The 20,493-nt window shown below is 67.3% G+C and carries 20 protein-coding genes and 1 pseudogene; 11 read left to right on the top strand and 10 right to left on the bottom strand.

Going from position 1 to position 20,493, the window contains the following annotated elements:
- The first annotated feature begins 119 nt into the window (after nucleotides 1–119).
- From echA20 to NVV99_RS05060, 4 genes are read left to right on the top strand one after another with little or no spacing between them, the layout of a single operon-like run.
- A complete protein-coding gene (echA20, locus tag NVV99_RS05075; RefSeq protein WP_024102907.1) occupies nucleotides 120–881 on the top strand; it encodes a (7aS)-7a-methyl-1,5-dioxo-2,3,5,6,7,7a-hexahydro-1H-indene-carboxyl-CoA hydrolase in 762 nt (253 codons plus the stop codon).
- 30 nt (nucleotides 882–911) lie between these two features.
- Nucleotides 912–1,790, top strand: coding sequence for a CoA transferase subunit A (locus tag NVV99_RS05070; protein ID WP_024102906.1), 879 nt, complete (start codon nucleotides 912–914; stop codon nucleotides 1,788–1,790).
- On the top strand, nucleotides 1,787–2,545 hold the full coding sequence (gene ipdB, locus NVV99_RS05065; protein ID WP_024102905.1) for a cholesterol ring-cleaving hydrolase subunit IpdB: 759 nt from the start codon (nucleotides 1,787–1,789) through the stop codon (nucleotides 2,543–2,545). The genes NVV99_RS05070 and ipdB overlap by 4 nt, the downstream gene beginning before the upstream one ends.
- Nucleotides 2,542–3,621 carry a nitronate monooxygenase family protein gene (locus NVV99_RS05060; protein ID WP_006550419.1) on the top strand — a complete coding sequence of 360 codons (1,080 nt, stop codon included), beginning with the start codon at nucleotides 2,542–2,544 and terminating at the stop codon, nucleotides 3,619–3,621. The genes ipdB and NVV99_RS05060 overlap by 4 nt, the downstream gene beginning before the upstream one ends.
- A 240-nt stretch (nucleotides 3,622–3,861) precedes the next feature.
- On the opposite strand, the gene NVV99_RS05055 is transcribed toward NVV99_RS05060, so the two are convergent.
- Together NVV99_RS05055 and NVV99_RS05050 are read right to left on the bottom strand one after the other, a co-directional pair.
- On the bottom strand, nucleotides 3,862–4,560 hold the full coding sequence (locus tag NVV99_RS05055) for an ABC transporter ATP-binding protein (RefSeq protein ID WP_024102904.1): 699 nt from the start codon (nucleotides 4,558–4,560) through the stop codon (nucleotides 3,862–3,864).
- Between the two features lie 29 nt (nucleotides 4,561–4,589).
- A complete protein-coding gene (locus tag NVV99_RS05050) occupies nucleotides 4,590–5,657 on the bottom strand; it encodes an ABC transporter permease (RefSeq protein WP_024102903.1) in 1,068 nt (355 codons plus the stop codon).
- Nucleotides 5,658–5,783: 126 nt separating this feature from the next.
- On the opposite strand from NVV99_RS05050, the gene NVV99_RS05045 reads away from it, so the two are divergent.
- Together NVV99_RS05045 and NVV99_RS05040 are read left to right on the top strand one after the other, a co-directional pair.
- On the top strand, nucleotides 5,784–6,998 hold the full coding sequence (locus tag NVV99_RS05045) for a sensor histidine kinase (RefSeq protein WP_050993522.1): 1,215 nt from the start codon (nucleotides 5,784–5,786) through the stop codon (nucleotides 6,996–6,998).
- Nucleotides 6,995–7,621, top strand: coding sequence for a response regulator transcription factor (locus tag NVV99_RS05040; RefSeq protein ID WP_024102901.1), 627 nt, complete (start codon nucleotides 6,995–6,997; stop codon nucleotides 7,619–7,621). The genes NVV99_RS05045 and NVV99_RS05040 overlap by 4 nt, the downstream gene beginning before the upstream one ends.
- Before the next feature lie 27 nt (nucleotides 7,622–7,648).
- Here the strand turns inward: NVV99_RS05040 and NVV99_RS05035 are convergent.
- From NVV99_RS05035 to NVV99_RS05000, 8 genes and pseudogenes are all read right to left on the bottom strand, one after another.
- Nucleotides 7,649–8,011 (bottom strand): annotated as a pseudogene (locus tag NVV99_RS05035) (enoyl-CoA hydratase); the annotation flags it as partial.
- A gap of 15 nt (nucleotides 8,012–8,026) precedes the next feature.
- Entirely contained in the window at nucleotides 8,027–8,209 is a 183-nt protein-coding gene (locus NVV99_RS05030; protein ID WP_019290138.1) for a YbdD/YjiX family protein, read from the bottom strand.
- Nucleotides 8,206–10,524, bottom strand: coding sequence for a carbon starvation CstA family protein (locus NVV99_RS05025; RefSeq protein ID WP_024102900.1), 2,319 nt, complete (start codon nucleotides 10,522–10,524; stop codon nucleotides 8,206–8,208). Before NVV99_RS05025 ends, NVV99_RS05030 begins: the two co-directional genes overlap by 4 nt.
- A 118-nt stretch (nucleotides 10,525–10,642) precedes the next feature.
- The gene (locus NVV99_RS05020; protein ID WP_006550426.1) at nucleotides 10,643–10,912 is read right to left on the bottom strand and encodes a DUF2277 domain-containing protein; all 270 of its coding nucleotides are present in this window, start codon (nucleotides 10,910–10,912) and stop codon (nucleotides 10,643–10,645) included.
- 124 nt (nucleotides 10,913–11,036) lie between these two features.
- Nucleotides 11,037–12,185 carry an acetyl-CoA C-acetyltransferase gene (locus tag NVV99_RS05015; protein ID WP_024102899.1) on the bottom strand — a complete coding sequence of 383 codons (1,149 nt, stop codon included), beginning with the start codon at nucleotides 12,183–12,185 and terminating at the stop codon, nucleotides 11,037–11,039.
- A 9-nt stretch (nucleotides 12,186–12,194) separates the two neighbouring features.
- Nucleotides 12,195–12,806 (bottom strand): TetR/AcrR family transcriptional regulator, encoded by a 612-nt coding sequence (locus NVV99_RS05010; protein WP_006550428.1) that lies wholly within the window; start codon nucleotides 12,804–12,806, stop codon nucleotides 12,195–12,197.
- Between the two features lie 34 nt (nucleotides 12,807–12,840).
- Nucleotides 12,841–13,656 (bottom strand): SDR family oxidoreductase, encoded by an 816-nt coding sequence (locus tag NVV99_RS05005; RefSeq protein ID WP_024102898.1) that lies wholly within the window; start codon nucleotides 13,654–13,656, stop codon nucleotides 12,841–12,843.
- Nucleotides 13,653–14,861 (bottom strand): acyl-CoA dehydrogenase family protein, encoded by a 1,209-nt coding sequence (locus NVV99_RS05000; RefSeq protein WP_024102897.1) that lies wholly within the window; start codon nucleotides 14,859–14,861, stop codon nucleotides 13,653–13,655. Before NVV99_RS05000 ends, NVV99_RS05005 begins: the two co-directional genes overlap by 4 nt.
- Before the next feature lie 44 nt (nucleotides 14,862–14,905).
- Between NVV99_RS05000 and NVV99_RS04995 the strand changes: the two genes are divergently transcribed.
- The 5 genes from NVV99_RS04995 to NVV99_RS04975 are packed head-to-tail and all read left to right on the top strand — an operon-like array spanning nucleotide 14,906 to nucleotide 20,493.
- Nucleotides 14,906–16,453, top strand: coding sequence for a FadD3 family acyl-CoA ligase (locus NVV99_RS04995; protein WP_024102896.1), 1,548 nt, complete (start codon nucleotides 14,906–14,908; stop codon nucleotides 16,451–16,453).
- Nucleotides 16,450–17,319, top strand: a complete 870-nt coding sequence (locus NVV99_RS04990) for an enoyl-CoA hydratase (RefSeq protein WP_019290144.1) — start codon at nucleotides 16,450–16,452, stop codon at nucleotides 17,317–17,319. The genes NVV99_RS04995 and NVV99_RS04990 overlap by 4 nt, the downstream gene beginning before the upstream one ends.
- Nucleotides 17,319–18,479 (top strand): acyl-CoA dehydrogenase family protein, encoded by a 1,161-nt coding sequence (locus NVV99_RS04985; protein WP_024102895.1) that lies wholly within the window; start codon nucleotides 17,319–17,321, stop codon nucleotides 18,477–18,479. The genes NVV99_RS04990 and NVV99_RS04985 overlap by 1 nt, the downstream gene beginning before the upstream one ends.
- The gene (locus NVV99_RS04980) at nucleotides 18,476–19,447 is read left to right on the top strand and encodes an acyl-CoA dehydrogenase family protein (RefSeq protein WP_024102894.1); all 972 of its coding nucleotides are present in this window, start codon (nucleotides 18,476–18,478) and stop codon (nucleotides 19,445–19,447) included. Before NVV99_RS04985 ends, NVV99_RS04980 begins: the two co-directional genes overlap by 4 nt.
- Complete coding sequence (locus tag NVV99_RS04975; protein ID WP_006550434.1) at nucleotides 19,444–20,493, top strand: acyl-CoA dehydrogenase family protein; 1,050 nt, start codon at nucleotides 19,444–19,446, stop codon at nucleotides 20,491–20,493. Before NVV99_RS04980 ends, NVV99_RS04975 begins: the two co-directional genes overlap by 4 nt.

The raw sequence follows: 20,493 nt of genomic DNA, 5'->3' as shown, positions 1-20,493 counted from the left end.
CTCCTCGATGATCGGTCGTACCTCGACCCTACGGCCTTTCGACCCTCTGGGTCCGGCGGCTATCCTGTGCTAACTTACCAAGCAATCGCTTGGTTCGGTACAGACGTTAGGAACATGCCATGGGCATCACCTCGACCTCCGACAGCGCCGGTATCACCACGGTCACCGTCGACTTCCCGCCCGTGAACGCTCTCCCCTCACAGGCCTGGTTCGACCTGGCCGAGGCCGTGACCACGGCCGGGCGCAGTCTCGACACCCACGCGGTGATCCTGCGCGCCGAGGGCAGAGGCTTCAACGCGGGTGTGGACATCAAGGAAATGCAGGCCACCGAAGGGTTCGACGCCCTGATCGCCGCCAACCACGGGTGTGCCGCGGCATTCGCCGCCGTCTACGACTGCGAGGTACCGGTCATCGTCGCCGTCAACGGCTTCTGCGTCGGAGGCGGCATCGGCCTCGTCGGCAACGCGGACGTCATCGTCGCCTCCGACGACGCCGTCTTCGGCCTGCCCGAGGTCGACCGCGGTGCACTGGGCGCCGCAACGCATCTCGCGCGCCTCGTCCCCCAGCACATGATGCGCACCCTCTACTACACGGCGCAGAACGTCACCGCGCAGCAGCTCGAGCACTTCGGCTCGGTGTACAAGGTCGTGCCGCGCAGCGAACTCGACGCCGCCGCACGCGAGGTCGCCGAGATGATCGCCGCGAAGGACACCCGCGTCATCCGCCGCGCGAAGGAAGCCATCAACCGCATCGACCCCGTCGACGTGAAGACGAGCTACCGCCTCGAGCAGGGCTTCACCTTCGAGCTGAATCTCGCCGGCATCGCCGACGAGCACCGCGACGAGTTCGTCGCAACAGGAAAGCCGCGCAGCAACAGCTGACGCCTCACACCACCAGGAGTTCGGAACACCATGCGTGACAAGAGAATGTCGCTCGACGACGTGGTCGGCGAGCTGCGCAGCGGAATGACCATCGGCCTCGGCGGCTGGGGATCGCGCCGCAAGCCCATGGCCCTCGTGCGGGCCATCCTCCGTTCGGACGTGAAGGATCTGACCGTCGTCACCTACGGCGGTCCCGATCTGGGCCTGCTGTGTTCGGCGGGCAAGGTGAAGAAGGCGTACTACGGATTCGTCTCGCTCGACTCGGCACCGTTCTACGACCCGTGGTTCTCCAAGGCCCGCACGGGCGGCGAGATCATCGCCCGTGAGATGGACGAGGGCATGATCAAGTGCGGCCTGGAAGCCGCCGCCGCGCGCCTGCCGTTCCTGCCCCTCCGCGCGGGCCTGGGTTCGGCCGTGGTCGACTTCTGGGAGGGTGAACTGAAGACCGTCACCTCGCCGTATCCCGGACCGGACGGCACCGAGACCCTCATCGCCATGCCGGCGCTGAACCTCGACGCGTCGTTCGTGCACCTCAACATCGGCGACAAGCACGGCAACTCCGGTTACCAGGGCGTGGACCCCTACTTCGACGACCTCTACTGCATGGCCGCCGAACGTCGCTACGTCTCCGTCGAGAAGATCGTCGAGACCGAGCAGCTCGTGAAAGAGGTTCCGCTGCAGCAGCTCCTGCTCAACCGCATGATGGTCGACGGGATCGTCGAAGCACCGAACGGGGCGCACTTCACCCTCGCGGGCGACAGCTACGGCCGCGACGAGAAGTTCCAGCGCCACTACGCCGAGTCCGCCAAGGACCCCGAGGCATGGCAGGCATTCGTCGACCGCTTCCTCTCGGGCAGCGAGGACGACTACCAGGCCGCAGTCCAGAAGTTCGCACAGGAGCAGGCATGACCACCACCGAGACCGTGACCCGCGCCGAGTACTGCGCGATCGCATGCGCCGACATCTTCTCGGGTGCCGGCGAGATCATGGCGAGCCCGATGGCGACACTGCCGCAGATCGGTGCACGCCTGGCCAAGCTCACCACCGAGCCCGACCTGCTGATCACCGACGGTGAAGCACTCATCCTCGCCGACGTCCCGGCCCTCGGCGCGAAGGCACCGATCGAAGGCTGGATGCCCTTCCGCAAGGTGTTCGACGTCGTCGCGTCGGGCCGCCGCCACGTGGTGATGGGCGCCAACCAGATCGACCGGTACGGCAACCAGAACCTGTCGGCCTTCGGTCCACTCCAGCAGCCGACACGCCAGATGTTCGGTGTGCGCGGCGCTCCCGGCAACACGATCAACCACGCGACCAGCTACTGGGTCGGCAAGCACTCCTCGCGCGTCTTCGTCGACACGGTCGATATCGTCTCGGGTGTCGGATACGACAAGGTCGATCCCGAGAACCCGGCGTACCGCTTCCTGGACATCGCGCGGGTCGTCACCAACCTCGGTGTCTTCGACTTCGGCGGTCCCGACCACACCTTCCGGGCGCTCTCGTTGCACCCGGGTGTCGAGGCATCCACCGTCGCGGAGAACACCTCCTTCGAGGTCGCCGGCCTGGACGAGGCGGGCGTGACCCGCGAGCCGACCTTCGAGGAACTGCGTCTGATCCGCGAGGTGATCGACCCCAAGGGTCTGCGCGACCGCGAGGTCTCACTGTGACCGTCCTGCGCACCGCCCTGACCGACCTGGTGGGGATCGAGCACCCGATCGTTCAGACGGGCATGGGCTGGGTCTCCGGTCCCCGCCTGACCGCCGCGACGTCGAACGCCGGTGGTCTCGGCATCCTCGCCTCGGCGACGATGACCTACGCCGAACTCGAAGCGGCGGTCGCGAAGACCAAGTCGCTGACCGGCAAGCCGTTCGGCGTCAACATCCGCGCCGACGCCTCGGACGCCGGTGAGCGCATCGACCTGCTGATCCGCGAGAAGGTCAAGGTCGCGTCGTTCGCCCTCGCACCGAAGAAGGAGCTGATCGCCAAGCTCAAGGATCACGGCATCGTCGTCGTGCCGTCGATCGGTGCTGCCAAGCACGCCGTGAAGGTCGCCTCGTGGGGCGCCGACGCGGTGATCGTGCAGGGCGGCGAGGGCGGTGGCCACACCGGTCCCGTCGCGACAACCCTGCTGCTGCCGAGCGTCCTCGACGCCGTCGACATTCCCGTCGTCGCCGCCGGTGGCTTCTTCGACGGTCGTGGGCTCGCGGCCGCGCTGTCCTACGGCGCGGCCGGCATCGCGATGGGCACTCGGTTCCTGCTCACGAGCGACAGTGCTGTTCCCGATTCGGTGAAGCAGCAGTACCTTTCGCGGGGACTGCAGGACACCACGGTGTCACTCAAGGTCGACGGCATGCCGCACCGGGTCCTGAACACCGACCTGGTGAACAGCCTCGAGAAGTCCACCTACGCGAAGGGACTGCTCGCGGCCGCGCGGAACGCGACGAAGTTCAAGTCGATGACGGGCATGAAGTGGTCGACCATCGTCAAGGACGGCCTCGCCATGAAGAAGGCGAGCGACCGCACCTGGCAGCAGATCATCATGGCCGCCAACACCCCCATGCTCCTCAAGGCCGGTCTCGTGGAAGGCAACACCGAAGCCGGTGTGCTCGCCTCCGGTCAGGTCGTGGGCATGCTCGACGACCTGCCGAGCTGCCAGGAACTGATCGACCGCATCGTCGCCGAGGCAGTCGAGCGCATCGACGCCCTCTCCGCCCTGCGCGATCAGGGGCGTCCCGCCGCCTGATTCCGATTCCGAGCAGATCGAGACCGGTGTTGTTGTCGAGTTTCCGCGAGTAATCGACAGCAACACCGGTCTCGATCGGTTCCGACGTGCGCAGACTCCGCCGCGCGTCGCCGGACACAGGCGCTGGGTCGTTCACGATGCCTCCCGCGGTCCGGAAAATCGACCCCACTCCGCCGAAGCCCAAGCCATGGCCCGGTCAGGACGATTCCCGATACCGCGTGACAACAGTTCGCCGCTGTTTCAGCGAATTGCGCCCGGCACGGAGCCAGGCAGGGGTATCAGCGTCCCGTTGCGCACGGCACAGGCGCGGTCGACGAGAGTCAGCCGGCTCAGGTCGTGAGTGACCATCACGATCGCCACATCCCGATCCCGGCTCAGATCGGCGAGCAGGGCCACGACCTCGCGGCTGCGGTTCTCGTCGAGGGCCGAGGTGGGCTCGTCGACGAGCAACACCGAGGGGTCGTTCATCAGTCCTCGCGCGATCGCAACCCGTTGCCGTTGCCCTCCCGACAGTTGGTGGGGACGCCGGTCCAGGTGCCCGTCGAGACCCAATGAACACAACAGGTCCGTGGCACGGGCACGACTCTCGCGGACCGAGTCGCCCGCGAGATGGGACATCATCTGCAGTTGTTCGACTGCGGTCAACGAGGGCAGCAGGTTCGACTGCTGGAACACGAATCCGAGCTTCTCGCGTCGCACGGTCGTGCGCTCGTCACGGTCCAGTCCCGTCATGTCGCTGCCGTCGATAACGACACGACCCGAATCGGGGGTGATGAGAAGGCCGGCGACAGCGAGCAGGCTCGATTTGCCGGACCCGGACGGACCGGTCACAGCCACGAATTCGCCGCGTCGGACCTCGAAATCCACGTCGTCGAGGACGCGTCGATGCCCGTCACCGTCGGGATAGCTGAGGACGATGTTGCGTAAGCAGATACTCATGTCGAAGTCCTTCGTTCTCGGTAGATGACTCATCGAGCGGCTGCAAGGGCAGCGAGCGGGTCGACCTTGGCGATACGGACCAGGGAAGCAGCCGCGCCGATCATGCCCGTCGCAACGAGGGCGAGGAACGGAACCACGGTGGTGGACATCGTGAGCGAGAACGGAACCGACTGCGAGGCTGCCGTTCCGAGACCGGCTGCGGCCAGGGTTCCAAGTCCGGATCCGAGTACCAGCACGATCGAGCTCTGCCCGAGTGCGTCCTGGAGCAGATAGCGGGTGGAGGCACCGACAGCCTTGAGCACAGCGAGGTCCTGGCCGCGCTGGATGGTCCATACCGTGAAGAAGGCCCCGACGACCAAGGCGCTGACGATCATCAGCATCGTCTGCATCAACAGCAGCGATCCACGCTCGGAGGTGTACGACCCGATCGCGTTCAGCGCACCGCGGCCGTCGGTGACGGCCGTCCCGGTCGCCTCACCGACAGAATCGGCGTCGAACCCTGCGGAGGTCCGCAATGCAACGACGGTGCCGTCACTGCCACCGGCCGACGGCAGTGACATCCATGCGTCGTGGTCCATCCAGACCACGGGCTGATGACTGTAGAACGAGTCGTCGACCAGAGCGGTGATGGTGAATACCTTTCCGCTCATCGAAATCCGGGTTCCGTTCGTCCATCCGTTGTCATTGGCGAGGTCGGCGTCCACGGCTACCGAGCCGGCACCGAGCACGACCGGAGCGGCGAAAGAATGCCCGTCGACGCCGAACGCAGAAGCGGCAACTTCTCGACCGTCGACGCTGATCCGAGCGGGTGCCACCCCGATGATCGACGCAGCATCGACACCGTCGGCCTCCGCAAGTTCCGCATACTGCCGCGTCGTCACGGTCGACTCGGCGAACGAGACCGAGCGGCCATCGGGGGGAGCACCGAATGCGAAGTGGTCGGCGCCGATGTTCTCGATCGCAGCGATAGACCGATTACCCAGTCCGGAGGTCAGCCCCGACAGCGTGACCACCATCAGCGAAATGAGGAACAGGGCCGAGGTCATCAGCGTGAAGCGACCTTTGGCGAACCGGAGATCACGGAAGGCGAGGAACATGCATCTCAGTGTCGTGCAAGGCAACATTCCCGGCATCGCGCATTGGTTGGGTTCGCTGATCCATCGAAAGTTGGAGATCGTCGATCGGTGCGGTCGACGGCATAGTGCGGTATTAGAGTGGGCGAGATGCGGAATTCCGATGGGTCTGACTCGGGCGGGGCCGTGCCGGTGCTACGCGCCATGCAATTCGGCGCCCATCTGCTGTTCTTCCTGCTCCTCGCGGTGGGTGTCGTGCGCACGGTTACCGACAGTGCTCATCCCGTTCCGATCGTCGCGCTCGCTGTCGTGGTAGCCGGGTGGTATCTCTTCGGGATCTGGTTCGCGCAGCGTGAGGGCTTCGAGAACGGGGAGCCGGTACAGCGCCGGTCGGGGCAGATCTGGTTCGCGGCGCTCGGGCTGGGCTGGTTGGCTCTCGTGGTGGCGGATGTCAACTTCGTCTGGCTGGCGTTCGCCCTGTTCTTCCTGTGCTTTCCCCTGTTCTCCACTCCGGTCGCGTTGACGGTGACGATCATGCTGACCGCGATAGCGATCGCAGCGACGCTGTGGCACGGCACCACGAACACGGTTGCCTCGATTCTCGGACCGGTGTTCGGGGCGGCAGCTGCCGCCGGAATGGCCGTCGTCTACCAACAGTTGGTACGGCAGTCCGCGCAGCGACAGCAGTTGGTGGACGAACTCACCGAGGCGCACCGAGAGTTGCTCGGGGCGCAGGACGAATTGGTCGCGCTGCAACGGGAAGCGGGCGCACTGACCGAACGTTCCCGCCTCGCGCGTGACATTCACGACACTCTGGCGCAGGGATTTTCGTCCATTCTGCTGCTCTCCCGAGCCGGGCAGCGCGCTCCCGACAATTCTGCGGCGGTCTTCGCGCAGATCGCGGACACCGCGCAGCAGAATCTGATCGAGGCCCGCCGGGTGGTCGACGCGCTCGCGCCGGTTGCGCTCGAGTCCGCACCGCTCGAATCCGCGTTGCGGCGCCTGCTCGACCAACTCGAGCAGCAGACCGGGATCACCGGTGACCTACTCACCGACAGCGATCCGATCCCGCTGGTGACGGACTTCGACGTCGCCTTGCTCCGCGTCGCCCAGAGTGCTCTCGCCAACGTGCGGTTGCATTCGCGGGCGCGTCGGGTACGGGTGACATTGAGCTACGCATCCGACGAAGTACGGCTCGATATCGTCGACGACGGTATCGGCTTCGATCAACGTCAGGACGGTGGATTCGGCTTACGGTCGATGCGGGAACGACTGGCCGAACTGGGTGGCACACTCGTCGTGGAATCGGCACCCGGAGACGGAACCGCGGTCGCCGCAACCCTTCCGATCGGGCGGGTCGCATGAGTGCGGTACGTGTACTGCTCGTCGACGATCACCCGGTGGTACGGGCGGGACTACGCGCGTTGCTGGCGTCGCACGATGACATCATGGTGGTCGCCGAAGCATCGTCGGGTGAGGAAGCCGTGGCTTCGGCGTCGGCCGAGAAACCCGATGTGGTGCTGATGGATCTGCGTCTGGGATCGGGGATCGACGGGGCGCAGGCGACCGCCCGGATCCTGACTGCGGCCGATCCGCCGAGGGTCGTCGTACTCACCACCTACGACACGGACGCGGACATTCTGCGCGCGGTCGAAGCCGGTGCGGCGGGCTACCTCCTCAAGGACACCGACCCGAAAGTGCTGATCGAATCGGTGTTCGCGGCGGCCCGTGGGGAGACCGTCCTGGACCCGGACGTGGCCCAGCGCCTTTACCGCCGCATGCAGCAGCCTCGCACCGACCTCAGCGCCCGCGAAATCGAAGTGCTGTCGCTGGTCGCCGAAGGGTTGTCCAATCGCGCGATCGCCAAACAGCTCTTCGTCAGCGAGGCAACCGTGAAATCCCATCTGGTGCACTCTTTCACCAAATTGGACGTGGACAATCGCACCGCCGCAGTGGTCGCGGCGCGCGAGCGGGGCCTGATCGCGTGATCGGTGTCGAGGATCGGGCCAGGAGAACGAACCGTGCCTGCCCTCCCCGGACGCGAACCGCGCTGCCCCTCCGACCGTGTCGCTTCCAACGGACTCCATACCGAGGGCGAATACGAATCCGAGCGCCTCGGATTCGGAGCGGCCGAACTGTTCGTAGACCGAGCGGCGGTCGTTGCGCATGCAGGTCTGTGGGAAGACTGTGACAGTTCGAGTCCACCGGCAACCGCGTAGCCTTCCACCGCCGCGATCACCGGTTTGGAGAGCACGAGGCGCGTCGGCCGGTTCGGCGGCCATCGGACCGTCGACCGCGTTCCGGCGCTCGGGACGGGCCATGATCACAGTCGTTACCCGATCGCGCGTCTCGACGCGGATCGATTCGTACGGCGTCATGCCCGATCTCCCCGCTCAACAGCATCGGCTTCCCGGGTTCGCATCCGCTGCAGCGTGCCGCTCACGCCAGTAGTCGCGTTCGCTCAGCGGTGGTCGATCCGGATGCTGCCGGCGGTGCAGTTCGACGTACCTCGCGTAGTCGTGGTCGCCCATGACGGCACCGATCCACCACCACGCCCGACGCAGTGCTGTGATCACGACCCACCTCCGTCCCCGTCGCGATGCCGCGAGGCATGGGTGTGTGCGGCGCCCGGGGCGCGGACCTTGCCCGATGCGATCAGTTCGTCCCACTCCTTCTGCAGTTCCCTCTCGGCCGGGGTCGGCACGAAGCCCGCGGGCGCGAATATCTTCGACGGCACGTCGGGTGTTTCGGTGGTGGGCATACCTCCGGCCCGGACCGATCTGGTACACACCACTACTCCTGCGGCGACCACGATGAGCACGAGCACTGCGAACACGATCGACAACGTGCCCTGGATGAATGTGTTGCGGATGACGGCATCGATCTCGTCGGCAGTCTTCGCCGAACCGAATGTGGTTGCGCCGGAGTTCTTCGCGTCGACGAAAGCTCGGTGCTGGGCCCAGTACCCCACCGCGCGGTCGCCGGAGAAGATCTTCTGCCACGACGCCGTCATGGTCACGATCAGATCCCACACCAACGGCACGCCGGGGATCCACGCCCACTTCACCAGTCCCTTCTTCACGACGACGGTGAGCACGACGGTCAGGGCGATCGCGGCGAGCAACTGGTTGGCGATGCCGAACAGTGGGAAGAGCGTGTTGATGCCGCCCAGCGGGTCGGTGACGCCCATCAGCAGGATCGCACCCCACAGGCCGACGACGACCGCGGAGCACAACCAGGCGCCGGGACGCCAGGACGGATCCTTGAAGCGACGAGCGGGACCGCCGAAGTTGCCGAGCGAGTCCGAAAGCATGAACCGCGCGACACGCGTTCCCGCGTCGACGGTGGTGAGGATGAACAGCGCCTCGAACATGATCGCGAAGTGGTACCAGAACGATTTGAGGCTGTCGCCGCCGAACAGGTCGCTGAGCACCTGGGACATGCCGAACGCGAGCGTCGGGGCACCACCGGTACGGGAGATGATCGATTCCTCCCCGACGGATTCGGCTGCCGCCGAGATCTGTTCGGGGGTGATGTCGGGCGACCCCAGCCCGAGACCGTTGACGTAGGCGGCGGCGGTCTCCGGGGTGCCGCCGGTGAGGGCGGCCGGAGCGTTGAGCGTGAAGTACAGGTGCTGGTCGATGATGCAGGCGGTGACCAGCGCCATGATCGCGACGAACGACTCGGTGAGCATGCCGCCGTAGCCGATCAGCCGGATCTGTTTCTCCTTCTCGAGCAGTTTCGGGGTGGTGCCCGAGGAGATGAGCGCGTGGAATCCAGACAGTGCGCCACATGCGATGGTGATGAACAGGAACGGGAACAGCGACCCCGCGAAGGCCGGGCCGTCACCGTCGATGGCGAACGACGTGATGTCGGGCATCTCCAGGTTCGGTCGTGCGACGAGGATCCCGATCGCGAGCAGGACGATCGTGCCGACCTTCATGAAGGTCGACAGATAGTCGCGCGGGGCGAGCAGCAACCACACCGGCAGCACCGACGCCGCGAATCCGTAGGCGATCATCAGCCACGAAATCGTCACCGGGGACAGGGTGAACCAGTTCGTTCCCCAGTCGGTCTCGGCGACCCAGCCACCCGCGATGATCGCGACGAGCAGCAGAACGACGCCGATCAGCGACACCTCCGCGACCCTGCCGGGTCGCAGGTAGCGCAGATAGACGCCCATGAACAGTGCGATGGGAATGGTCATCGCGATGGAGAACAGGCCCCACGGGCTGTCGGCGAGCGCGTTCACGACCACCAATGCCAGCACCGCGATCAGGATGATCATGATGACGAAGACCGCGATGAGCGCCGCGACGCCGCCGATCGGCCCGAGTTCCTCGCGGGCCATCTGGCCGAGGCTGCGTCCGCGGCGGCGCGAGGAGATCCACAGGACGAGGAAGTCCTGGACCGCACCGGCGAAGACGACGCCGACGATGATCCAGATCGTGCCGGGCAGATAACCCATCTGGGCGGCGAGCACCGGGCCGACGAGCGGGCCCGCGCCGGCAATGGCGGCGAAGTGGTGGCCGAACAACACCCGACGGTCCGTCGGCATGTAGTCCTTGCCGTTCTCGAGTTCCTCGGCAGGTGTCGCACGGTCGTCGCGTGGCTGCACGATCTTGCGTTCGATGAACTTCGCGTAGAAGCGATAGGCGACGAGATAGGTGCACACGGCGGCGATGACGAACCAGACCGCGTTGATCTCCTCGCCGCGGACCAGCGCGATGATCGACCAGGCGACCGCCCCCAGAATCGCGAGCACGAGAAAGACGATCCTCGCGGTGGGTGATATCGGTGTCCGGTCGACGACACCGACCGGTGGAAGATCGGGGTCGGTCCGGAGATATTCCACCTCGCTGCTGGTCGGCGGCGCCGGGTCCACAGCCATATCGGCTCCTCACCAGGCTCGCCCGCAGACCCGCGGAGGTCGCGACGGGCCTCGAACGTGCTCGAATCTCGACCAGCGTCACGCTACCCGCGCGCGTCGACGAACGAACCGGAATCGATCAGCCGCGTGCGGCGATCCTGGCTTGCACCTCGGGCCGACGTAGCGGCGGCACCGACGGCGGTGGTTGCCGCCGCTCGGGAAGGGCCGCGAGCAATCTCGTCGTCGTCGCGGTCACTTCGGCGACGGCCTGTTCGAACGGCTCCCGGGTGGCGTCGGAGAGTTTGTGGATCCCGCTGACCTTACGGACGTACTGCCGTGCGGCCGCTTCGATCTCCTCGGCGGTCGCAGCCGGCTCGAGCCCCCGCAGCTCCGTGATGTTCCGGCACATGCTTCGAGGGTAGACGTCACCTCCGGACCGGACCATACGTTCGCTTCCGCGCGCCCGCTGTCCGTCCGCTGCGGCGATCGCAGCAGCGGGTGACGAACGGGCGCGCGGATGTGAAGGGGGTGGGTCAGACGCGTTCGATGATGGTCGCGTTGGCGGTCCCGCCACCCTCGCAGATGGTGAGCAGGCCGTAGCGACCACCGGTGCGCTCGAGCTCGTTGAGCAGCGTCGCCATCAGCTTGGTGCCGGTCGCGCCGAGCGGGTGGCCGAGGGCGATCGCGCCGCCGTTGACGTTGACCTTCGACGGGTCGGCGCCGATCTCCTTGATCCACGCCAGGACGACGGGCGCGAAGGCCTCGTTGATCTCGATGAGGTCGATGTCGTCGATCGTCAGGCCGGCCTTCTCGAGGGCGTACTGCGTGGCGGGGATCGGGGCGGTGAGCATGAAGATCGGGTCGTCGCCGCGGGCGCTGAGGTGGTGGATGCGCGCGCGGGGCTTCAGGCCGTACTTCTTCACGGCCTCATCGGAGGCGAGCAGCACCGCGGATGCGCCGTCGGAGATCTGGCTGGCGACGGCGGCGGTCAGGCGTCCGCCCTCGACGAGGGTCTGCAGCGACGCCATCTTCTCGAGGCTGGTCTCGCGCGGGCCTTCGTCGACGGTGGCGTCATCGAAGGGGACGATCTCGTTCTCGAAGCGTCCCTCGGCGATGGCGGCCTTGGCGCGCTCGTGGCTCTGCAGCGCCCACTTCTCGAGTTCCTCGCGGCTGAGGTCCCACTTCTCGGCGATCATCTCGGCACCCTTGAACTGCGACACCTCGTCGCTGCCGTAGCGCTCCGTCCAGCCCTTCGACCCACCGAAGGGGGTGTCGAAGCCGTACTGCTGCCCGACGATCATGGCCGCGGAGATCGGGATCTGCGTCATGTTCTGCACGCCACCGGCGACGATGAGATCCGCGGTGTCGCTGAGGATCGCCTGGGCACCGAAGTGCAGGGCCTGCTGGCTCGACCCGCACTGACGGTCGACGGTCACGCCGGGCACGTGCTGCGGGTAGCCGGCGGCCAGCCACGCGGTGCGGGCGATGTTGCCGGCCTGGCCGCCGATGGCGTCGACGCAACCGAACACCACGTCGTCGACGTCGGCGGGGTCGATGCCCGTGCGCTCGACGAGCGCCTTGATCACGTGCGCGCCCAGGTCGGCCGGGTGCACGTCCGCGAGCCCACCCTTCTTCTTGCCGATGGGGGTGCGCACCGCGTCGACGATGTAGGCCTCGGTCATGATGTCTCCTCACGAAGAATTCTGGTTCGACAGTCCGTCGAGAACGATGGAAAGGTATTGCTGGGCAACCTGATCGATACTGAGGGAGCCTCCGGGCCGGTACCAGCGCACGGCCACCCACACGGTGTCGCGCAGGAACCGGAAGACCAGTTCGACGTCGACGTCGGGCCGGAACGAACCGTCCGCGACGCCGCGTTCGATCACGCCCACCCACAGGTCGCGGAACTCGGTGTTGAGTTCGCCGATGTAGGCGAAGCGGTCGCCCTCGAGATGCTTGGCCTCACCCTGGTAGATCGCCACCGCGGCGTGCGACCGGTCGATCGCCTCGTAGGAGGTGGTGACGAGTGCCGCGAGGGTTTTGCGGGACGGCAGACCCGACGCGACGATCTTGCGGTACCGGTCGAACAGGTCGTCGAGGAAGGCCCGCAGGATCTCGTCCACCATCGACTCCTTGGAATCGAAGTGGTGGTAGAGGCTGCCGGAGAGGATTCCCGCCGCGTCGGCGATGTCGCGCACGGTCGTGGCCCGCACACCGCGCGACGCGAACAGGTCGGCTGCGATGTCGAGCAGTTCCGCGCGGCGTCCGGACTTGCTGGAGGTGTCGTCGCGTGAGGGAGTCATGACGGACATCCTTTCAAGCCGACCGAGAGCGGGTTCATGCGCGCTGGGAGGAGACCGACACGACCTCGCCGGTCAGATAGGTCGTGTAGTCGCTCGCGAGCATCGCGATGGTCGCCGCGACCTCCCAGACCTCGGCGGCGCGGCCGTAGGCCTCACCGGCGGCGAGGTTGTCGAGCAGTTCCTCGCTGGTGACCTTCGCGAGGAAGGGGTGTCGGGCGATGGACGGGGCGACGGCGTTGATGCGCACGCCGTATTCGGCGGCCTCGATCGCGGAGCAGCGGGTCAGGGCCATGACGCCGGCCTTCGCCGCCGCGTAGTGCGCCTGCGAGTGCTGGGCGCGCCAGCCGAGTACCGACGCGTTGTTGACGAGCACGCCGTTGTGGTCGACCGAGCGGAAGTAGCGCAGTGCCGCGCGGGTCGCGCGGAAGGTGCTGGTGAGGGTGATGTCGAGGACGCGATCCCATTCCTCGTCGGTCATCTCGACGACGGGCGTCTCGCCACCGAGTCCAGCGTTGTTGACGAGCACGTCGATGCGCCCTAGCCGGTCGGCGGCGCCGGTGATGAGGGCGTCGACCTGTTCGGTGGACGACACGTCGCACACGATCGTCGCGACCTGCTGTTCGGGGAACTCGGCCGCGAGCTTCTCCGCGGACTCGCCGAGCCGGCGCTCGTGGAAGTCGGAGACGAGCACGTCGGCGCCCTCGATCAGCGCGCGACGCGCGGTGGCGAATCCGATGCCGGTACCGGCGGCGGCGGTGACCACGACCTTCTTGTCGCGGAGCAGTCCGTGGCCGGGGGTCTCGACCGGCGGGGTCGCGAGCGGGGATGCGGGACGGGGTGTTGCGGTCACGGACGTGCCTCCCGGGGAAGGCCGAGCACGCGCTCGGCGATGATGTTGCGCTGGATCTCGTTGGATCCGCCGTAGATGGTGTCGGCGCGGGTGAACAGGAACAGCCGCTGCCATTCCGCGAGCTCGAGATGTTCGGGATCGGTGATGTCGGAGGGATTTCCGGCATGGTCGTGATCGGGGCCGACGAGCGATGACGATCCCTGCACGTCCATGGCGAGTTGCCCCAGGTCGCGATGCCAGTTCGCCCACAGCAGTTTCGCGACCGAGGCCTGACCCGGGTCGGCGTCGCCGAGGGTGCGCAGGGCGTGGGCACGCATGACCCGCAGTTCGATCCGCGCGCGGGCGATGCGTTCGCGGAGGTGCGGATCGTCGATCGCACCGTTGCTCTCGGCGACGGAGACGATGCCGTCGAGTTCGCGGGCGAAGCCGATCTGCTGCCCGAGGGTGGAGACGCCGCGTTCGAAGGTGAGCAGACCCATCGCGACCTTCCACCCGTCGCCGGGGGCACCGACGACGAGGTCGGCGTCGGTGACGGCGTCGTCGAAGAAGACCTCGTTGAACTCGGAGGTGCCCGTGAGCTGCTGAATGGGCCGCACCGTGACGCCGGGCTGGTCGAGGGGCACGAGCAGGAAGCTCAGGCCGTGATGGCGGGTCGAACCGGGTTCCGTCCGCGCGACGACGAAGGCCCATTGTGCGACGTGTGCGAGCGACGTCCAGACCTTCTGACCGTTGATCACCCACTTGTCGCCCTCGAGGCGGGCGGTGGTGGAGACGTTGGCGAGGTCGGAGCCGGCTCCCGGTTCCGAGTAGCCCTGCGCCCACAGTTCGGTGACGTTACGGATCCCGGGCAGGAAGCGCTGCTTCTGTTCCTCGGTCCCGAACGCGATGAGGGTGGGGCCGAGCAGTTCCTCACCGAGGTGGTTGACGCGCGCGGGCGCGTTCGCCTTCGCGTACTCCTCGTGGAAGATCACGCGCTGATCCATGCTCGCGCCGCGCCCGCCGTACTCGGTGGGCCAGCCGATGCAGGTCCATCGGGCAGCGGCCAGATGCCGGTCCCACGCGAGTCGCTGTTCGAAGAACTCGTGTTCGCTTCCGGGTCCGCCCTTGCCTCTGAGCTCGGCGAATTCGCCGGTCAGGTTGTCTTCGAGCCACTGTCGGACGGTGGCTGCGAACTCCGCATTTTCCTGGCTCTCGCTCTCGTGCACATCCGTACGATAACCTACCAAGCAATTGCTAGGTAGGGAGCTCTGTGAACACACGACCGAGAACCACTCCGGCCGCACTCGTACGTGCCGCCGACACCTGGCCGGACCTGCTCGCGATCGCCGATGGCGACACCCGGCTGACCTTCGCACAACTGCGCGACCACGTCCGCGATGTCGCCGCGGCGCTCGTCTCCCGCGGCGTCGAACGCGGTGCGCGCGTCGTCATCTGGTCGCCCAACACGTTCCACTGGGTGATCGCTGCCCTGGGTACACATTGGGCCGGCGGGGTCGTCGTGCCCCTCAACACCCGCTACACCGGAAACGAGGCCGCCGACGTCGTCGAGCGCGTCCGCCCCGAGGCCCTCGTCGTGGTCGGCGACTTCCTCGGTACCGACCGCTACACCGAACTGTGCAAGGCCGCTCCGGAACTGTCGATCCCGACGACCGTGCGGGTCCCGCTGGGCGGGAACGACGCGCCGATCGACGGGGTCGTCGAGTGGGCGGACTTCCTGTCCTCCGCCACCGACGCCGCCCGCACCGAGGCCGACGCGCGCGCCGCGGCCGTGACCCCCGACGACGTCTCCGACATCCTGTTCACCTCGGGCACGACCGGCCGCAGCAAGGGCGTGCTCAGCGCCCACCGTCAGTGCATCGGTGTCGCGCAGGCGTGGGCTGAGTGCGCCGAACTGACGATCGACGACAACTACCTGATCATCAACCCGTTCTTCCACAGCTTCGGGTACAAGGCCGGCTTCGTCGCCGCACTGCTCGAGGGCTCCACCGTCATCCCCCTCGCGACCTTCGACGTAGAGAAGGTCATGGCGATGGTCGCGGCCGAGCGCATCAGCGTCCTCCCGGGCGCCCCGACGATCTACCAGTCCATCCTCGACCACCCGCGGCGCGGCGAGTACGACCTGAGCAACCTGCGCATCGCCGTCACCGGCGCCGCACCCGTGCCCGTCTCCCTCGTCGAGCGCATGCAGAACGAACTGAGCTTCGACGCGGTGCTCACCGCCTACGGGCAGACCGAGGCGGTCGTCGCGACGATGTGCCGCACCGACGACGATCCCGTCACCGTCTCCACCTCGTCCGGACGCGCCACCGCGGAGTTCGAGGTGCGCATCGGCGACAAGGGCGAGATCCTGCTGCGCGGCCCGAACGTCATGCTCGGTTATCTCGACGATCCCGAGGCCACGGCCGAGACGATCGACGAGGACGGGTGGCTGCACACCGGCGATGTCGGGACCGTCGACGAACGCGGCTATCTCGACATCACCGATCGTCTCAAGGACATGTACATCAGCGGCGGATTCAACGTCTACCCGGCGGAGGTCGAAGCGGCACTGCTGCGCCTGCCGGGAGTACACGAGGTCGGGGTGATCGGTGTCCCCGACGAGCGCATGGGTGAGGTCGGCCGGGCGTTCGTGGTCCCGCTGGACGGACATCCGCTCACCGAGGACGACGTGATCACGTACGCCCGAGAGAAACTCGCCAACTTCAAAGCGCCGCGATCGGTTCGGTTCATCGATGCGCTGCCCCGAAACCCGTCCGGCAAGGTACTGAAGAACGTTCTGCGTGAGGAGAAGTCATGACCGTCCCGTTCGAGCCCGATGTCGTCACCTACGAGGTGCGCGACGGCGTCGCGATCGTCACTCTCAACCGACCCGATTACCGCAACGCCCAGAACTCGGTCATGACCTACGCGCTCGACGCCGCCTTCGAGAGGGCCGTCGAGGACGACGAGGTCAAGGTGATCGTGCTGGCCGGCAACGGCAAGCACTTCTCCGCCGGCCACGATCTGGGCACCCCGGGCCGCGACCACCACGTCCACTACGACAACAAGGCCGTGATGTGGTGGGATCACGTCGACAAGCCCGGCGGCGACCAGCGCTACGCCCGTGAGATGGAGGTCTACCTGGGGATGTGCCGCCGCTGGCGCGAGATCCCCAAGCCCACCATCGCGTCGGTGCAGGGCGCCTGCATCGCCGGTGGTCTCATGCTGGCGTGGGTGTGCGACCTGATCGTCGCGTCCGAGGATGCCTTCTTCTCCGATCCCGTAGTCCGCATGGGCATCCCGGGTGTCGAGTACTTCGCGCACCCGTGGATCCTCGGAACGCGCTTCGCGAAGGAGATCCTCTACACCGGTGATCGTTTCAGTGCCCAGCGCGCCTACGAGGTGGGCATGGTCAGCCGCGTCGTGCCGCGTGAGGAACTCGAGAACGAGACCCTCGCCCTCGCCGCCCGCATCGCGGAGATGCCCCGCTTCGGGCTCGCGCTCACCAAGCGCGCCGTCAACCAGTGCGAGGACCAGATGGGCATGCGCAACGGCATGGACTCGGTCTTCGGCCTGCACCACTTCGCGCACGCGCACAACGCCGAGGTCGGCGCCGACTCGCTCGGCGGCATGAACGCCAAGTCGATGGCCGCGAGCGCTCGTCCGGTGGAAGGAGCGAAGTAGTGGATCTGCAGCTCGACGACGCCACCCTCGCGTTCCGCGACGAGGTACGCGCCTTCCTCGCCGAGAACGTCCCCACGACGCCGCTCGAGTCGATGGACACGGCCGAGGGCTTCGAGGAACACCGGCAGTGGGAACGGACCCTCGCCGATGCACGCCTGTCGGTCGTCTCCTGGCCCGAGGAACTCGGCGGCCGCGACGCGACCCTCGAGCAGTGGGTCGTGTTCGAGGAGGAGTACTACCGCGCCGGTGCGCCCGGCCGGGTGAGCCAGAACGGCATCTTCCTGCTCGCCCCCACCCTGTTCGAGCATGCCCACCCCGAACAGCTCGCCCGCATCATGCCGCGCATGGCCCGGGCCGACGACATCTGGGCCCAGGCCTGGTCGGAACCCGAGTCCGGCTCCGACCTCGCGTCGCTGCGCTCGACCGCCACGAAAGTCGACGGCGGCTGGCTGCTCAACGGCCAGAAGACCTGGAGCTCGCGGGCGTCCTATGCCGACATGGGTTTCGGTCTGTTTCGCTCCGACCCGGAGGCCCAGCGGCACAAGGGCATCACCTACTTCATGTTCGACCTGCGGGCCGAGGGCGTCACCGTGCGACCGATCCCGCAGCTCGACGGTGAGCCGGGCTTCGCAGAGATCTTCCTCGAGGACGTCTTCGTCCCCGACGACCCGGAGCGTCCCGGTGAGTCCGGTGTGATCGGTGCGGTGAACGAAGGATGGCGGGTCGCGATGAGCACCGCCTCCAACGAGCGCGGTCTGTCGCTGCGTGCGCCGGGCCGATTCCTGGCGGCCACCGACCGGCTGCTGCGCGCCTACGGCGAGTCCGATCTCCACGGCGACACCGCGCTGCGCAACCGCGTCGCCGACGCGTGGATCGGGGCGCGCGCCTACGAGCTGTCGACCTGGGCGACCGTCACGCGCCTGACCGCGGGCGGACAGCTCGGCGCCGAATCGTCGATCAACAAGGTGTTCTGGTCCGAGTGGGACATCGCCGCGCATGAGACGGCGCTCGACCTGCAGGGTGTGGACGCCGAACTCGTCGACGGCTGGACCGACGGTTACCTGTTCTCGCTGTCGGGCCCGATCTACGCCGGTACCAACGAAATCCAGAAGAACGTCATTGCCGAGCGGCTGCTCGGCCTTCCGAGGGGTGATCGATGAGATTCGCACTCGACGAGTCCCATGAGGACTTCGCGTCCAGTATCGACGCCCTGCTCACCAAGTCGGATATGCCGCAGGTGATCCGTGCGTGGAACAGCGGCGACACGGCACCGGGTCTGCAGGTGTGGGAGCGACTGGCCGAGACCGGCGTCAACGGTCTGCTCGTTGCCGAGGAGCACGACGGCCTCGGGGCCGACGCGGTCGATCTCGTCGTCGCCGTCGAACAGCTCGGTCGCCACGCTGTGCCCGGTCCGGTGGTCGAAACCGTCGCGGTGGCACCGGTTCTGCTCGCCGCCGTGGCACCCGAGCGTCTCGGCCCGCTTGCCGCCGGATCGCTCGCCACCGTCGCGATGCTCCCCCACGCGCCGTACGCGGTCGACGCGCACGTCGCCGACCTCGCGCTGCACGTCGCCGACGGCACCGTCTCGATGGGCACCGCCGGGGACACGCGCGAGTCGGTCGACCGGTCGCGCACGCTCGCCTCGATCACCGTCGGCGAGTCGCTCGGATCCACAGATACCGCTGCGGCTTTCGACATCGGTGTCCTCGCGTCTGCAGCTCAGCTCCAAGGCCTGGGCCGGACTCTGCTCGACACCACCGTCGAGTACGCGCAGCAGCGCAGGCAGTTCGGCCGCGCGATCGGCTCCTTCCAGGCGGTCAAGCACCATCTCGCCGAGGTGGCGGTCGCGCTGGAGATGGCACGTCCGCTGCTGCACGGTGCGGCCATCGCCGTCCGCGACGAGCTGTCCACCGCGTCCCGGGACGTCTCGGCGGCCAAGGTCGCGTGCGGCGACGCCGCCTATCTCGCCGCGCGCACGGCACTGCAGGTGCACGGCGCGATCGGCTACACCCAGGAATACGATCTGTCGCTGTGGATCACGAAGGTCCGCGCGCTCGTCACCGCGTGGGGCACCCCCGACGAGCACCGGGCACGCGTGGTCGCGGCACTCGAGAGCGAGGCGTCATGACGTTCGAGACGGAAGATCGTGCCGCACTGCGGGACTCGGTGCGTACCCTGCTCGCCAAGCACTCCGATTCGGCTGCCGTCCGGCGGGCGATCACGACCGGCAGCGGGTACGACGACGAACTGTGGACGATGCTCGTCGAGCAGGTCGGGGTCGCAGCCCTCGCCGTTCCGGAGGAGTACGACGGTGTGGGCGCCTCGTGGGTCGAGGCCCACGTGGTGCTCGAGGAACTCGGCCGCACGCTCACCCCGTCGCCGTTCCTGGGGTCGGCGGTGCTCGCGGCGCAGACCGTGCTGCTGTCCGGTGATGCCGACGCGGCGGCGCGTCTGCTCCCCGGCATCGCGGCCGGCGAGGTCGTCGCGGTGTGCTGGGCGTCGGCCACCGGCTGGCAGCGTCCCGGCGTGAGCGCCGAGGGCAACGTGCTGACCGGAACCGCGCACTACGTGCTCGGCGGCGACATCGCGTCCACCCTGCTCGTGCTCGCCGCCGACGGTGACACGGTCGGTCTGTTCGAGGTCGATCCGGAGACCGACGGGGTGTCGCGGCGCCGCGTGCCCACGATGGATCCCACGCGTTCCCTCGCGGAGGTGTCGTTCTCGGCGGTGACCGGTCGTCGCCTGTCATCGTCCGACGATCTCGTCGACCGGTTGCGGGCGTCCGCGGCGATCGCCCTGTCGGCCGAGCAGGTGGGTGCCGCGCAAGCGGTGCTCGACCTGACCGTCGACTACGCGAAGAACCGCAAGCAGTTCGGTCGCGCAATCGGGTCGTTCCAGGCGCTCAAGCACCGCATGGCCGACATGTACGCGCTCGTGGAGACGGCGCGATCGATGTCGTATGCGGCTGCGTTGTCGCAGGATCCGCAGGACGCGTACGCCGCGAAGATCTACTGTTCGGAAGCCTTCCAACAGGTCGCGTCGGAGGCCGTGCAGCTGCACGGCGGGATCGCGATCACCTGGGAGCACGACGCGCAGTTGTTCTTCAAGCGGGCGCACGGCAGCGCCCAGTTGTTCGGGCAACCGCGCGAGTACCTGAGCGCAATATCGGCCTGA

Origin of the sequence: Rhodococcus sp. PAE-6 (genome assembly GCF_025290685.1) — a bacterium.
In the GTDB taxonomy this organism is placed as follows: Bacteria; Actinomycetota; Actinomycetes; order Mycobacteriales; family Mycobacteriaceae; genus Rhodococcus; species Rhodococcus pyridinivorans.
Note: the sequence above shows the minus strand (reverse complement) of the source record. Positions and strands in the feature narration are given on the sequence as shown.